The 14,558-nt window shown below is 57.6% G+C and carries 12 protein-coding genes; 2 read left to right on the top strand and 10 right to left on the bottom strand.

Annotated features, from left to right (window positions below):
* Window positions 1-19 precede the first annotated feature (19 nt).
* Genes AC13C8_RS08385 through yajC form a run of 3 tightly spaced genes read right to left on the bottom strand, consistent with a single transcriptional unit; the run spans window position 20 to window position 3,784 of the window.
* On the bottom strand, window positions 20-775 hold the full coding sequence (locus tag AC13C8_RS08385) for a sulfite exporter TauE/SafE family protein (RefSeq protein ID WP_091428551.1): 756 nt from the start codon (window positions 773-775) through the stop codon (window positions 20-22).
* Complete coding sequence (gene secD, locus AC13C8_RS08380; RefSeq protein WP_482847022.1) at window positions 768-3,398, bottom strand: protein translocase subunit SecD; 2,631 nt, start codon at window positions 3,396-3,398, stop codon at window positions 768-770. Before secD ends, AC13C8_RS08385 begins: the two co-directional genes overlap by 8 nt.
* 56 nt (window positions 3,399-3,454) lie before the next feature.
* Entirely contained in the window at window positions 3,455-3,784 is a 330-nt protein-coding gene (gene yajC, locus AC13C8_RS08375) for a preprotein translocase subunit YajC (RefSeq protein WP_091428544.1), read from the bottom strand.
* A gap of 155 nt (window positions 3,785-3,939) precedes the next feature.
* Between yajC and serS the strand changes: the two genes are divergently transcribed.
* Window positions 3,940-5,232 (top strand): serine--tRNA ligase, encoded by a 1,293-nt coding sequence (gene serS / locus AC13C8_RS08370; RefSeq protein WP_482847021.1) that lies wholly within the window; start codon window positions 3,940-3,942, stop codon window positions 5,230-5,232.
* Between the two features lie 514 nt (window positions 5,233-5,746).
* Here serS and AC13C8_RS08365 read toward each other — a convergent pair.
* The 7 genes from AC13C8_RS08365 to AC13C8_RS08335 form a co-directional block, all read right to left on the bottom strand.
* Window positions 5,747-6,646 carry a hypothetical protein gene (locus AC13C8_RS08365; protein WP_482847020.1) on the bottom strand — a complete coding sequence of 300 codons (900 nt, stop codon included), beginning with the start codon at window positions 6,644-6,646 and terminating at the stop codon, window positions 5,747-5,749.
* A gap of 41 nt (window positions 6,647-6,687) precedes the next feature.
* Entirely contained in the window at window positions 6,688-7,326 is a 639-nt protein-coding gene (locus AC13C8_RS08360; protein WP_143064278.1) for a hypothetical protein, read from the bottom strand.
* Between the two features lie 881 nt (window positions 7,327-8,207).
* On the bottom strand, window positions 8,208-8,942 hold the full coding sequence (locus tag AC13C8_RS08355) for an extensin-like domain-containing protein (protein ID WP_482847019.1): 735 nt from the start codon (window positions 8,940-8,942) through the stop codon (window positions 8,208-8,210).
* 174 nt (window positions 8,943-9,116) lie between these two features.
* Window positions 9,117-10,034, bottom strand: coding sequence for a prephenate/arogenate dehydrogenase family protein (locus AC13C8_RS08350; RefSeq protein ID WP_091428532.1), 918 nt, complete (start codon window positions 10,032-10,034; stop codon window positions 9,117-9,119).
* Window positions 10,031-11,170 carry a histidinol-phosphate transaminase gene (gene hisC / locus AC13C8_RS08345; protein ID WP_091428530.1) on the bottom strand — a complete coding sequence of 380 codons (1,140 nt, stop codon included), beginning with the start codon at window positions 11,168-11,170 and terminating at the stop codon, window positions 10,031-10,033. Before hisC ends, AC13C8_RS08350 begins: the two co-directional genes overlap by 4 nt.
* A 177-nt stretch (window positions 11,171-11,347) precedes the next feature.
* Window positions 11,348-11,968 carry a 30S ribosomal protein S4 gene (gene rpsD / locus AC13C8_RS08340; protein ID WP_091428528.1) on the bottom strand — a complete coding sequence of 207 codons (621 nt, stop codon included), beginning with the start codon at window positions 11,966-11,968 and terminating at the stop codon, window positions 11,348-11,350.
* Window positions 11,969-12,134: 166 nt separating this feature from the next.
* Window positions 12,135-13,196 carry a Hint domain-containing protein gene (locus AC13C8_RS08335; protein WP_482847018.1) on the bottom strand — a complete coding sequence of 354 codons (1,062 nt, stop codon included), beginning with the start codon at window positions 13,194-13,196 and terminating at the stop codon, window positions 12,135-12,137.
* 186 nt (window positions 13,197-13,382) lie between these two features.
* On the opposite strand from AC13C8_RS08335, the gene AC13C8_RS08330 reads away from it, so the two are divergent.
* A complete protein-coding gene (locus AC13C8_RS08330; RefSeq protein WP_091428523.1) occupies window positions 13,383-14,549 on the top strand; it encodes an alpha-hydroxy acid oxidase in 1,167 nt (388 codons plus the stop codon).
* Window positions 14,550-14,558: the final 9 nt, after the last annotated feature.

The raw sequence follows: 14,558 nt of genomic DNA, 5'->3' as shown, positions 1-14,558 counted from the left end.
TGCACGTTGGCGGGTTGAGTCAGAACAGGGCGGCGTAAAGGCCAGACAGGCTGGACGCTGCAATGATCATATAGGCCACGCCACGATAGAGGGATTCGTATCCAGGGTGAAAGACCGCACCGCCGACAAGATTACCCAGCAAGTTCGGCAACATGACGATCACCCCAAGAATCAAAGGCATCCCCGCCAGCCGTCCGGCAAAGAAAAACCCCGCCAGCATCATCAGATCGAAGAAAAAGAGATAGACGGTCGTGTTGGCACGGATCACCCGTGCCGGGTGGGACGAGGCCATGTAAAGCAGAATGACCGGCGGGCCGGGAATGCCTGCTGCCCCGCCCAGCACGCCCGCGATGCCACCGGTGGTCCAGACGACGGGGGGTGTGACTTCTCCGCCATATCGTTTTCCGGTCATCAGGGCCGCGAGCATGATCAGGCTGATCACCGACACCGCCAGCTTGAACAGGTGGGGATCGACGGCAAAAAGCGCCACCAGTCCGAATGGCAGGGCCAGTGCTGTGGCCACCACCAATCGCATCAAATCTTTGAGATGTCCGTCCTTCAGGGCACGCGGGATGGCGGGCGCGGGTCCGGCCAAATCCATTACGATCAGAACCGTCACAGCCCAGACCGGATCAATGATCTGGGCCGCCACCGGCAGAAAGATCAGCGCCGTGCCGAACCCGGCAAACCCACGTACCAGCCCGGCAATAAATGCTGTGGTAACAAGCCAGCCAAGCCCTGGCAACGCCAGGGCTTCGGCCAGCAAATCAGGCATCTACGTCTGCAAACTGGTTGCCCGCATTGGCATCCGGCTTGGACCAGTCGCGTTTCACGCCCAGCTTCAGCAAGATCACCGATGCAACAAAGATCGACGAATAGGTCCCGACAACGACACCCCAGATCATCGCGAAAACGAACCCTCGGATTACATCGCCACCCAGAACGTAAAGCGCGATCAGCGCCAACAGCGTGGTCAGCGAGGTCATCATCGTGCGCGACAATGTCTCGTTGATCGACAGGTTCAACACCTCCTTCAGGTCCATTTTCTTGTAGCGGCGCAGATTCTCGCGCACCCGGTCGAAGACAACCACGGTGTCGTTCAGCGAATAGCCGACAATTGTCAGAAGGGCTGCGATGATGGCCAGATCGAACTTGATACCCAGCAGGCTGAATATCCCGATGGTCAAAACCACGTCATGCACAAGGGCCGCGACCGCGCCCAGGCTGAACTGCCATTCAAAGCGCAGCCAGATATAGACCAAAACCGCTGCTATCGCCGCGACAACAGCCAGCACGGCGGTTGTCACCAACTCGCCCGACACTTTCGGCCCGACGCTTTCCACGCTGGGGAAGGTGATCGCAGGATCGACCTGCATCAGGGCATCTTCGATGGTCTGGATGGTCTCGGGCGTAATCGCCTCCTGACCTTCCTGCGCTTCGATGCGAATCTGGGCCACGTGCTGATCTTCGGCAAAGTTCACGCCATAGACTTGCGCGATCGAGATATCGCCCAACCCGAGCGGTGCCAAAGCCTCACGATAGACCCCCACATCCACGACCTGCGTGCTTTCGGTGCGGATCGTTGTTCCGCCCCGAAAGTCGATGCCGAAATTCAGACCGACGATCAGGAACAGCAGCACCGACGCGATCATGGCCAGACCAGACGCGCCCAATGTCGCGATCGAGGTGCGGAAGAAATCGAACACGCGATTTTTTGGCACGATGCGGATCCCCTTGACCTCAAGTTGGCGCGGGCGTTTGCGTTCAAACCACATGATCAGCATCAACCGTGTCAGATAGATCGCGGTGAAGACCGACGTCAGGATCCCCAGCGCCAGCGTGACCGAGAAGCCGCGCACAGGACCGGACCCCATGATGAACAGGATAACAGCGGTGATGAAGGTCGTGATGTTGGCGTCCAGAATGGCCGACAAAGCCTTTTCATAGCCTAGCTCGATGGCGCGGGCCGGGCCGCGGCCCGATGTCAACTCTTCCCTTATGCGTTCGAACACCAGCACGTTGGCGTCCACCGCCATCCCGATGGTCAACACGATCCCGGCGATCCCCGGCAGGGTCAGCGTGGCCCCGATCATCGACAGAAGGCCGAAGATCATCCCGACATTCAGGATCAGCGCCACGTTGGCGATTACACCAAACCAGCCATAAGCGGCAATCATGAAGGCCAGCACCCCAACGAAGGCCACAATCGAAGCAACCTTGCCCGCGTCGATGCTGTCTTGTCCCAGTTCTGGCCCAATGGTTCGTTCTTCGACATAAGTCAGTTCAGCGGGCAAGGCACCAGCACGCAGAAGCACGGCCAGATTGGTTGATTCCTCGATCGAGAAACTACCGGTGATGATCCCCGATCCGCCGCAAATCTGTTCGTTGATGCGCGGAGCCGAAATCACTTCTTGGTCCAGCACGATCGCGAAAGGCGCGCCAACATTGGCACCGGTATAGTCGCAGAACTTGCGCGCGCCGGACACGTTGAACCGGAAGTTCACCGCAGGTTGGCCATTTTGATCGAAGGCCGGCTGTGCGTCGCTTAACTCTTCGCCCGTTACAACAGGCGTTTGTTCCAGAACGTAAAACACGCCGTCTTCATCCAGCGACGGGTACAGCACGTTGCGCGGTCCGGGTGTTGTGCTTGCTTCGGTCGAGCGGCTGACCACCGGGTGGAATGTCAGCTTCGCGGTCTTGCCGATGATTTCCTTCAGTTCGGACGCGCTGCCGATCCCCGGCACCTGAATCAGGATGCGCGCGTCGCCCTGACGCTGGATCGTGGGTTCACGTGTGCCAACCTCGTCGACACGGCGGCGAATAATTTCAAGCGTTTGCTGGATAGTGCGATCATCGGTGGCGACGCGTTCGGCTTCGGACAGGGTGACGACCAACTCCCCTTCGCGCCCTGGTGCCACCTCGATATCAGTCGAGCCGACCCCGGACAGGCTGACCACCGGTTGCGCCAATGATTGCACCAGTTCGATCGCGCGCGGCAGCCCCTCGGGTTGCGAAACCTTGACGCGCAGTTCATCATCCGCGCCATCCTGACGGCGGATGGTGCCCACTGTTGCACGTTCGTCGCGCAACACATCCCGCACCTCTGGCCAAAGGGAATCCATCCGCGCGGCATATACATCCTCAACCTGCACCTCGGCCAGCAAATGCGCGCCGCCGCGCAGATCGAGCCCCAGATTGACCAGCGAATTTGGCGCCCAATCCGGCCAGGCGGACCGATCCGCCTCAAGCTCAGCGGTGGCCCCCGTTGTCTCGATTTTCGAGACCGCATCGTTATGCTGCTCAACCCGGCTGTAAAAGCCATTGGGCGCTGCAAAATACAAGCCAAGGGCCGTTAGCCCCCAGATCACAAGACGTTTCCAAGTTGCGATTTGAAGCATCTGCCCCTGCCTTATATGCGTTTGTCGTCGTTGTTTGTGGCGGCTGGTTTGCCAGGTCAGCTTTCGACCGGTTCGGTTTTTCCGATCACCTTGACGATTGTCGATCGCACCACGCGCACTTTGACACCTGTTGCGATCTCGACCTCGACCTCGGAATCGTCCTTGACCCTGAGAACTTTACCGATCAGACCACCCTGAGTGATCACTTGATCCCCTTTGCGCAGCGCGCCCAGCATCGCCTGATGCTCTTTCATTTTCTTTTGCTGCGGACGGATCATGAAGAAATACATGATCGCAAATACCAGCAACATCGGAACCAGAATCGAATTCAAAAGCCCACCGGCGGGCGCGCCCGCGGCCTGTGCAAAAGCAGGAGTGGCAAACATGTGGATATCCCTTCTCAAGCGGGCCTCGGCCCCAAACGTTGGCGCACACTATATGGGGGTCTTGGGGTTGTCCAGCAAGCGGGTGATGATCATTCCCCCTTCCCCCCTGCCCCTGCATCTGGCATATGCCGGACAAGAAAACCAAGGAAGCCCCCATGCATGATATTCGTCTGATCCGCGACACCCCCGAAGCCTTCGACGCCGGAATGGCCCGTCGCGGCCTGTCGCCCATGTCGGGTGAAATTCTGGCAATTGACGAAGCCCGGCGTGCCTCGATCCTTGCCGCCGAAACCGCGCAGGCCGATGCCAACAGGGCCGCGAAGGCTGTCGGTGCCGCGAAAGCCTCGGGCGACGAGGCGGAATTTGAACGCCTGCGTGCGCTGGTGGCGGACAAGAAGTCCGAAATTGCCAGATTGAACGATGAGGCCAAGGCGTTGGACGCCAAGCTGACCGATCTTCTGATGGGCCTGCCCAACATTCCGGGCAACGACATCCCCGACGGCGCCGATGAAAACGACAACGTCGAGATCAACCGCTGGGGCACGCCCGCAGAATTCGATTTCAAGCCATTGGAGCATTACGAGCTTCCAGCCGTCAAAACCGGCATGGATTTCGAAACCGCTGCAAAACTGTCTGGTTCGCGCTTCATGGTGCTTTCAGGTGCCGTCGCCCGCCTGCATCGGGCGCTGGCGCAATTCATGCTGGACGTGCACACCGAAGAAAACGGCCTGACCGAAACCTGGACCCCGGTTCTGGTCAAGGAAGATATGATGTATGGCACCGGGCAACTGCCCAAGTTCGGCGAAGACAGCTATCAAACCACAAATGGCTGGTGGCTGGTGCCGACCGCCGAGGTTACGCTGACCAATATCGTCAATGGCGTGACCATCAACGACAGCTACCTGCCCCGCCGCTATGTCGCCCATACCCAGTGTTTCCGGTCCGAAGCCGGGTCGGCTGGCCGTGACACGGCGGGCATGCTGCGTCAGCATCAGTTCGAGAAGGTTGAAATGGTGTCGATCACCCGACCTGAAGATTCGCATGCCGAACACCAGCGTATGACCCGCTGTGCCGAAGATATTCTGGAACGCCTTGGCCTGCCCTACCGCACCGTGGTGCTGTGCACCGGAGATTTGGGTTTTGGCATGAAACGCACCCATGACATCGAGGTCTGGCTGCCCGGCCAGAATCAATATCGCGAGATCAGCTCGGTCTCGCTGGCGGGTGACTTCCAGGCCCGCCGCATGAACGCGCGCTACAAACCCGCAGATGGAGGTAAACCGCAGTTCGTCCATACGTTGAACGGGTCAGGCCTTGCCGTAGGCCGCGCGCTGATCGCAGTGTTGGAAAACGGTCAGCAGCAGGATGGATCGGTCAGCATTCCCAGCGCATTGCACCCTTACCTGCGTGGAAAAACCCGGATCACCACAGATGGCGACCTGGCCTGATACCCGATCTTCCTCTGGCCATAAACATCTACCGCGTTGCTCGATCAACATCTGACACCCAGGAAGCATGACCAAAGAGCGTGTCGACGCCAAATATCGGAACGCTCTTTGCCCATGGGATTTCAGCAGCGCTGCCGTTGGCCTTTTTCGCGGCGAGTTCGGGCAGAGACCCAACAAAACCGCTGCTGCGGTGCGTATGAACGTCCGGTTTGCTACTGCGCGCTCTTCATCTTGAGCATGCCAAGCCGTCCAAGCGAGGTGCCGAAGATCGCTTCGCATACTCTTTGAAAACGTCGGTAATGGCCCGCGAGGGCCCACCAAGAGTGCAACCTCGCGAAAACCGGAAATTTGGTGGCACCTCCATACCGCTTCCAGACAGGCTACGCAGCTTGCGTCCGGAACCGTTCCCGTCTCTTGATGATGCCAGGATAGGAGATCCCTGCCCCCGGCACATATCGCCAAGACAGCGTTGCACCTTTCTGCCGAAATCAAGGTTGATGCTGGCAGGAATGGCTCATCCAAGAAGCGTGAAGTCGATCTCCTGCTTGTATTTGAACGTGCCACCGAACGCCGTGTTCCAGTGATGTAAACTGCCGTCATACATCCCCTCGGTAAGCAACCAATGAGGTGTGACGGCAATATGAACTGTAACCTTGTCAGTCAGTGCTGCATCGTTTTCGTTCATCCAGACGCCCTGACCAATCAATGGTACGTTCGATTTTGCTAGGTTGGGTAATGATCTTAATCTGATCCCTACAAATGGGCTCTGCCATTGGTTTATGAGATCGCTCGCGCTTTTGTACGGGCTCCCATCGCCGGTCATTGTCATGTTGATTTCGTGGGCCAAAACTTTGCCGCTTGAATGCTGCATGAAGGTGAAGTCTTTCAGCGAATGAGTGTGGCTGTTCGAAACACCGATATGTGCACCAACCGTCCCCATCGGCATATCGCCCATGACCCCGCCAGACGCATCAAGACCGAAACTGATCGAGGAGGTCACGCTGCCGGTCTGGTTAGATGTATTGGGGGCTTCGCGCAGGATATCCCACCCTTTGAGCGGTTTGGCTGGGTCCGGGCTCTCGCCGTGCTTTTGAATCCACATCTTGTAGTGGATCCATTCGACGAAAAACCCTCTGTAGTCATCTTGGTCCTTCATATTGGTCGGCGCACCAAACTCACTGCCATCGAGATCGACATGTATCATGCGTTTTTCAGTGGTGGTTTTGGCAGTTTTCAAGAACTCTTGGCTCTGAACAGTGAACTTTGCATTCAGACGACCGCTGAAATGCTGTGTACCAAGCGCTGTGCCGGAATGTGGGCCCTTGGCCTTCACATCCTGACTGAAATCCGACAAGAGTGGTGGCAGGTTCACACTTTTCATTGGCAAGGGGACATGCGACATAGGAAAATCCATTCATGTTAAGTATTCGTGATGCACAACTAGGAAAGTCGTAATTATTCGGGCATGGCCCCGAATGTCCGGTCGAAATACGCGGGCTCGGGCGGGGTCCAATAATCGCGATCAATGCTACTTTCGCCGACGATATCGAGCTCCTCCTGTGACACATTGTTGTTGTCCAGCGCGTCCCCAATTTGTTCATAATTGTTGATCTTGGGGTCGTTCTGGGTTGTGTCATATTGGTCGAGGAGCCCGTCAACCGTATCATATTCGCTTTGAGCGACACCTACGGCGGTATCGATAGAATTGCATGCGTTCTCTATGACACCGCTCGCATCCAAATCCACGCTGAACGCGACATTGCAGTTGGCTTCAAAATACTTGGACAGAGTATCCGTTGTATTCCGCATTTTCTTCTTCATCTGGTTGAGGTCGCGCGTCGTCGTTCCCATCTTGTTGCCTCGAACCTTTTCAGCCGCTTCGGCCAAGACTTCGAGTCTTTTGAGATCATCGACTGAAATGGGTTGTTTGGGTATGTCAAAACCAATGGAGTCCAGGAACGAATAGGCTCCGTACACGCCCCATTCGCTCTTGGTGCGTTTGCCACGCAAGAAATCGGACCAAATTGTAACCGCGTCGACAAATCCCTTGGTGATATCGAGAGGTGAATATTGAGGAGGTGGATGAGGTGGCATAAAAATCTCCGTTATTTAATTGTTTTATCTTGGACTAAATTTACGTTACGTCAACCTATGCTGGCTCCCGGACACTTTTTTGCCGTGGCTTGGGTTGTGGAATGCCCGTGATCTAGGGCCGCTGGAAATACGATCGGGTCGCCTTGGCAAATGCGACCTCGCAGCCAAGTCTTGTTATTTTGTCATCTTGGCGGTGGTGTACTTGGAATACGTAAATTCCCAAGCTTCTTCAACAATGTAGGGACAGTTCAAAGACTTGATAAGCCGAAGAAGGCAGACTTTGATTTCCTAGGTTCTGACAACAGAAAAGTCCCTCGCCCTGGCGGTTTTGCTATGATGCGGCGAATGTTGGCAGTTCCCAGGTTGCTACGCCGGACAGAGAGTGCCGCCATATGGTAACTGGCCCCGATAGGTGCCCCGACCCCGACCAAAACGGGCGAGAATCGAAAAAAGGGGGCAAGTCCGACAATGGCGGCGGCCTCGTCTTTGGTCAGGTCGCCAGCTCCGCAATCCATCCGCCTTTGCTGTAAACAAGGCCAGCATGCGAGCGTCGATGGCCTTCGTTCTGGAAACCAGCCCCGACAAGCGCCTGAAAGAGGCTTCTCAGATGGTGAATGCCGTTTCCAGATTGCCGACGGGGCGCCGTCGATCACCATCTGCCGATCCTACGGCAACAATTGGCGGCGTGAAAGGCAATGATGCGTTCGGATGGCCGGACATATGGCGTGGCGGGTGGCGAGATATCATTCGACCACGAAGCAAAAGGCTTCAGGTCAGATCAGGGGCTATGGCAAACACACAATCCTGAACCCGCGTAAAAGCCGTCACCCTTTCGCGCGGGGGAAGCGCGCTCAGCGGCAAGCCCCCAATTATCACCCAGATCACCGACAGTAAGACCCGCTGCGATACCGCGCTGTATCCAGATGCAGGTGATCCTTGTGGAACCGGTCCGAATTGGGGCCAAGCACTGTGCCAAACGGTCCGCAGGCAGCTGCGTGCATTTTCTTCAAGACCTTGCCCTTACGCGGATCGCGCCACTCTTTCAAAACCGAAATCGCCGCACCGTTCTTGAGCGTTACCCCCGCGATGTCGATGGCCCGGCCGCGCCCATGTTCGCTGACCTTTGCGCCCGGCTGGTTGTTGCGCGTGCGACAAGCATAATGTGCCACGACACGCAAAGATTTGGGTCCGCCGCCAAGGCGGCCCACCGCCGGAAACACCCCCTCGCGCACCCATGTATTCAAGGCTTTCGCGGTGGTGCAATCCATCACCGCAGGTTGGCTGAGCTTCACGCCTGACACCTCTGTCACACGCACCGGGTCTGACACACCGCAGCCGCGGATCTTGCCGGGGATGGCTGAAATCGCCTGCCCCTTGATCTCGTTCACACCGCAGATGCGACCTCGACGATCTGCATTTACCGGCTTGGGCGTAGACGCTGCGATCTTCCGGGTAAACCCCTTTGGTCGCAACTGAGGACGCAACGAGGTGCGCACCGCAAACGCTGTCGGCAGCATCGCCGCAAAAGCGACCGGTGCCCCCAGTTCATTGGGGCGGGCCTGTGGTCGCCCTGTGTTCAAAGACGACGCTGTGCCAGAGGAACTGATGGTCGTCACGGTGACGGTCTTTGGTCGCGGCTCAGGCCGCGATGATGTATCAGGCGCAGATGCGACTGCCGACAGGCTAAGACCGCAACCCAGCACGATACCAGTCGCAGTTCTGTGCAAAAGCCATTGCCTGATACATCCTGTGATCATCACTGCTCCTTCACATGCGCCCAGCGGGTCAGATCACTTGTGTTTGCCCGTCCGTCCGAAATCGGGCGCGTCCGTGTCCTGTCCGGCTTCGATGATACCACGACGGATCGCCCGGGTTCGAGTGAAATAGTCGAACAATGCCTCGCCGTCCCCAATGCGGATCGCGCGTTGCAAGGCAAAAAGCTCTTCAGTAAAGCGGCCAAGTATTTCTAACGTGGCGTCTTTATTGGCTAAAAACACGTCCCGCCACATGGTCGGGTCCGAGGCCGCAATCCGCGTGAAGTCGCGAAAACCCGCCGCTGAAAACTTGATCACCTCGCTGTCCGTGACGCGCGACAGGTCATCGGCGACACCCACCATGGTATAGGCAATCAGGTGCGGGGTATGGCTGGTCACGGACAACACCAGATCATGGTGGTCGGCATCCATCGTTTCGACATTCGCGCCCATTCCCTTCCACAGATCAATCAGCTTCTCCGTCGCCGCCTCATCCGCACCATTGGGGATCAGAATGTTCCAACGGTTGTCGAAAAGCTCGGCAAATCCCGACCGGGGGCCGCTATGTTCCGTCCCCGCCAAGGGGTGGCCGGGTATGAAATGCACATGATCGGGCAAATGAGGGGCAACCGTTTCGATAACCGCGCGTTTCACAGACCCGACATCCGTTACCGTCGCACCGGGTTGCAAATGCGGCGCTATCTCTGCCGCCACTGCCCCCATTGCGCCCACAGGAACAGCCAAAACGACCAGATCCGCGCCTTCGACCGCCAGAACGGCAGTGTCGACAATGCGATCACAAAAGCCAAGTTCGCGGGCAATGTCGCGGGTCTCGGCAGACCGGGCGGTGCCGACGATCTCACCTGCCAGCCCTGCACGACGCATCGCATGCGCCATAGACGAGGCGATCAGGCCAAGCCCGATCAGGGCGACCCGGTTGTAGAGCACACTCATGACGCCGCCTCATCATCCAGCCGGTCTTCCTCAAGCAGCATCAGCTTTGACCCGGGAACACCACCTTTGAAGCGCCCGATCATATGCGCCACCCTGCGGCACGAGGCTTCATCACCGATGGTGATGCGCAGACAATGCGGCAAACCGTAGCCTGCCACCATCCGCACGATAATCCCTTGTTCCTGCAGGAAAGCGTTGCAGTCCGTGGCCTCTTCGGCGCTGGCAAAGCGGGCGAGGATGAAGTTGGCACATGAGGTGTCTGATGGCACCCCCAGTTCGGCCAGCGCTTCAGCCAGCCACGACCGAAGGCGCGTGTTTTCCGACAGGCAGCGGGCAACATGGTCTCGGTCCTGCAAGGCGGCTTCAGCGGCGGCTTGTTGTGCCATCGACAGGTTGAACGGCCCCCGCACGCGATTCAGCACGTCAATCACCTCGGCTGCGCCATAGCCCCAGCCGATCCGCAATCCGCCAAGCCCATACATCTTTGAAAATGTCCGAGTCATGAATACGTTGTCGTATTTGTTGACCAGACGCGCACCGCCATCAAACCCGTCGACATATTCCACATAGGCACCATCCAGAACCAGCAACACGTGATCAGGCAGTTCGCGCGCCAGGCGCGCCAGCTCGGCCTGGCTGACCATGGTGCCCGTCGGGTTGCCCGGATTGGTCACAAACACAAGGCTCGTCTGCTCGGTGACTGCTTTCAATATCTCATCGACATCGACCATTCGTTCACGTTCGGGCACCTTCACCGGTGTGGCTCCCGCCGCCAGGGCCGAGATCCTGTACATCGAAAACCCGTGTTCGGTATAGATCACCTCGGTCCCCGGACCAGAGTAGCATTGACACAGGAAGGTGATGACCTCGTCCGATCCGACACCGCAAATGATACGGTCCGGGTCCAGCTTGTGAAGCTCGCCAATGGCTGCGCGCAAAGATGCGTGATCGGTGTTGGGATAGCGGTGCAGTTCGCGCCCCGCCCGCTGAAACGCTTCGATGGCGTCGGGGCTTGGCCCGAACGGGTTCTCATTCGAGCTGAGCTTGATCACGTTCGCGACGCCCTCAACACTGGACGCGCCACCCACATAGGGCTTGATTTGCATGATCCCCGGTTGAGGTTCGATCTTTGTCATCTTGGTGCTCCCCCTACGAGGTGATTTACAGAGGTCGGCGTGTCAGAGAAAGGGCGAAAGCGCCAGTTTGGACAATGCGCACCCGGCCTGAGGCTTCGTTGCATCTGCACCAGGCACGAAAAAACCCGCCCAAAAACCTGGGCGGGTTCCAAAACTCTGCGATTTGGTAAGCTGTGCTTAGTTCTTCGCGTAGAATTCGACGACCAGGTTCGGTTCCATCACGACCGGATACGGCACGTCCGACAGGCCGGGCGTCCGGGTGAAAGTGGCGGTCAGTTTCGAATGGTCAACGTCCAGATAATCCGGCACGTCACGCTCGGGCAGTTGAACGGCTTCCAGAATGGCGGCCATTTGCTTTGAACGGTCACGCACTTCGATCACGTCGCCTTCTTGCACACGATAGGACGGGATGTTCACTTTCTTGCCGTTCACACGCACGTGGCCGTGGTTCACGAACTGGCGAGCCGCAAACACGGTCGGCACGAACTTGGCACGATAGACAACCGCGTCCAAGCGGCGTTCCAGCAGGCCGATCAGGTTTTCACCGGTGTCACCTTTGACACGCTCGGCTTCACCATAGATGCGGCGGAATTGTTTTTCGGTCAGGTCGCCATAGTAGCCTTTCAGCTTCTGCTTGGCGCGCAGTTGCAGACCGAAGTCCGACAGCTTGCCCTTGCGGCGCTGGCCGTGCTGGCCGGGGCCGTACTCACGACGGTTGACCGGCGACTTGGGGCGACCCCAGATATTTTCGCCCATGCGGCGATCGATTTTGTACTTGGCAGACGTGCGTTTGGTCACGGCTGGTCTCCTTCATAAAAGTATCGAAGGGCGTTGTCCTTTGGCCGAAGCCCGACAGGCATCCCTTTGCAGGGGCCACCAACACCAATGAAAACCGGCCCCTTGCGGGACCGGATTTGGGGCTTATAGCGTCGTGAGTGGTGGTGTCAACGCCCCGATAGCTGCGTCAGGCGATTTCTCCGCGTAAAATCGCGGCCTCGCCCCGGTTCAAGCTGCGACGGGCAAATCCGCCATATGCCATGGGATCGAAGTCCAGTTGCGGGAACATCGCGACCAGACGGCTGCGCTGTTCAGGATCCAACGTCTCCAGATCCGCGTTCGCAGGATGGAAACTTTCTGCCGGAACGCCGTTGGCCCAGACGACCTCGTGATTTTCCAGGAGCACATGATAATACGTGATTTCGCGGATCGTATAGTCGACCACCACGCGCCGTTCATCGACCAGATCGCGCGCCGAGATCAGCACCTCGTCTTCGTTGAACAGCTCCCGCGCGCGTTTTCCGTTCAGCAATATCTGATGTTGACCCGAAACGATCAGGTCCGCATCCGGCTGACCGGACCGAATAGCACCGGCGCGCAACCGGATCGGGCGCAGTGCTGGCATTGCAAACATGCGGGCGCCGGTAATGCGCTTGGTGCCGATCCAGAGGACTTTCTGGGTGCCATTGTCGCGGGTTTGCAGCTCATCGCCTTCGCACAGATCTTCCACGCAGACTTCACCGCTATGGGTGCGCAATCGAGTGCTGGGGGCAAAACAGATGACGCCTGCCGGCTGTTCAATCAATTGGTTTTGCGGCGTTGGTCTCATACTGGCACGCACCACCCAAAAATCTGTATTTGCCGGGGGCATTTCGCCCGCGAACATCAGAAGCACCTGATCATCCGCACCGTTGATCAAGGTCGCGACATAGCTTGCGTGGCCGTCTGTGACCTCGAACCCCATATTCAGTTGATGACTGTTGACCGAATGCGATCCAAATGGTCGTGAGGGGTCGATCGCTGCCCCGACCAGTTTGTATACACTGTGCGCTGCACGTCTGCGCTGGTCCTGCTCTCCGCTTGCGCTCTCAAGATCGCGAAGTTCGCGTGGTCCGTCGACGCGCAACGGTGATCCCGTCCAGCGCCAATTCGACCCCACGCCAAGCGACGTAACCGGTGCCGCCGGCATTCCGTCCACTTCTGTCTGCGACCATGAGATGACAAACGTGCCATTAAAGCCCGTTTCCATGCCCGTTAACCTGCCATTTTTATTTTTTATTGTCCCAAAGCTAGCATGGGTGATTCGCTTTGTTAAGAAAATTGTCCGCGCGAGCATTTGGTCGTGAAGGGCGCGATGAAATCGCAACAGTCAGGGCGATTGCAAAGCTCGCCGACAACTGGTAATAAAACTTTACCAATTTTTTCGGAGCGCATCATGCCAGTCATCACCGAAATCGAAGACCTTCGCCGTATCTACGCCAGAAGGGTTCCAAGGATGTTCTATGACTATGCCGAAAGCGGCAGTTGGTCAGAACAGACGTTCCGCGAAAACAGCTCGGATTTCGACAAGCTCTATTTTCGTCAACGCGTTGCGGTAGACATGGACAACCGATCCACGCGATCCACCATGATCGGACAAGACGTGGCAATGCCCGTGGCCCTTGCGCCGGTTGGGCTGACCGGGATGCAATGCGCAGATGGCGAGATCAAGGCCGCCCGCGCCGCCGAAAACTTTGGTGTGCCCTTCACACTATCCACCATGTCGATTTGCTCTATCGAGGATGTGGCCGAACACACGAATACCCCCTTCTGGTTTCAGGTCTATACGTTGAAAGACGATGACTATATGCAGCGCCTGTTTGATCGCGCCCGCGCCGCAAAATGCTCTGCTATCGTGATCACGGTGGATTTGCAGGTTCTGGGGCAGCGCCACAAGGATCTGAAAAACGGGCTTTCAGCTCCGCCCAAACTGACCCCCGCGTCGATCGCGAACATGATGACCAAGGTGCAATGGGGACTGGGCATGCTGGGCACCCAGCGGCGATTTTTTGGCAACATCGTCGGCCATGCGAAGGGCGTGACCGATCCGTCCTCGCTCAGCGCATGGACAGCTGAGGCATTCGATCCGTCACTGAATTGGGACCGTATCCGCCAATTCAAAAAGATGTGGGGCGGGCCGATCATCATCAAGGGCATCATTGAACCGGAAGATGCGGTTCAGGCCCTGAATGTGGGCGCCGATGCCATCATCGTGTCCAACCACGGGGGACGACAATTGGATGGTGCGCTCAGTTCAATCCGCGCGTTGCCGTCGGTGCTTGATGCGGTGGGCGACAAGATCGAAGTGCATTTGGACAGCGGTATCCGTTCGGGCCAGGACGCGCTCAAGGCAATCGCTATGGGGGCGAAGGGCACCTATATAGGCCGCGCTTATACCTACGGACTGGGTGCGATGGGCGAGGAAGGTGTGACCAAGGCGCTTGAAGTGATCCACAATGAATTGGACATCTCGATGGCGTTCTGTGGTCACACCGACATCAACACGGTCGACCGCTCTATCTTGCATATACCTAGGGGGTTCTCGGGCGACTGGGAGGCATGAAATTGCGGC

It is taken from the genome of Aliiroseovarius sp. B-4, assembly GCF_056857795.1.
This window is presented reverse-complemented; position numbering and strand designations above follow the sequence as displayed.

Coding starts and splice junctions, on each gene's coding strand:
- AC13C8_RS08385 (WP_091428551.1), bottom strand. CDS start 775: ATGCCTGATTTGCTGGCCGAAGCCCTGGCGTTGCCAGGGCTTGGCTGG.
- secD (WP_482847022.1), bottom strand. CDS start 3,398: ATGCTTCAAATCGCAACTTGGAAACGTCTTGTGATCTGGGGGCTAACG.
- yajC (WP_091428544.1), bottom strand. CDS start 3,784: ATGTTTGCCACTCCTGCTTTTGCACAGGCCGCGGGCGCGCCCGCCGGT.
- serS (WP_482847021.1), top strand. CDS start 3,940: ATGCATGATATTCGTCTGATCCGCGACACCCCCGAAGCCTTCGACGCC.
- AC13C8_RS08365 (WP_482847020.1), bottom strand. CDS start 6,646: ATGGATTTTCCTATGTCGCATGTCCCCTTGCCAATGAAAAGTGTGAAC.
- AC13C8_RS08360 (WP_143064278.1), bottom strand. CDS start 7,326: ATGCCACCTCATCCACCTCCTCAATATTCACCTCTCGATATCACCAAG.
- AC13C8_RS08350 (WP_091428532.1), bottom strand. CDS start 10,034: ATGAGTGTGCTCTACAACCGGGTCGCCCTGATCGGGCTTGGCCTGATC.
- hisC (WP_091428530.1), bottom strand. CDS start 11,170: ATGACAAAGATCGAACCTCAACCGGGGATCATGCAAATCAAGCCCTAT.
- AC13C8_RS08335 (WP_482847018.1), bottom strand. CDS start 13,196: ATGGAAACGGGCTTTAATGGCACGTTTGTCATCTCATGGTCGCAGACA.
- AC13C8_RS08330 (WP_091428523.1), top strand. CDS start 13,383: ATGCCAGTCATCACCGAAATCGAAGACCTTCGCCGTATCTACGCCAGA.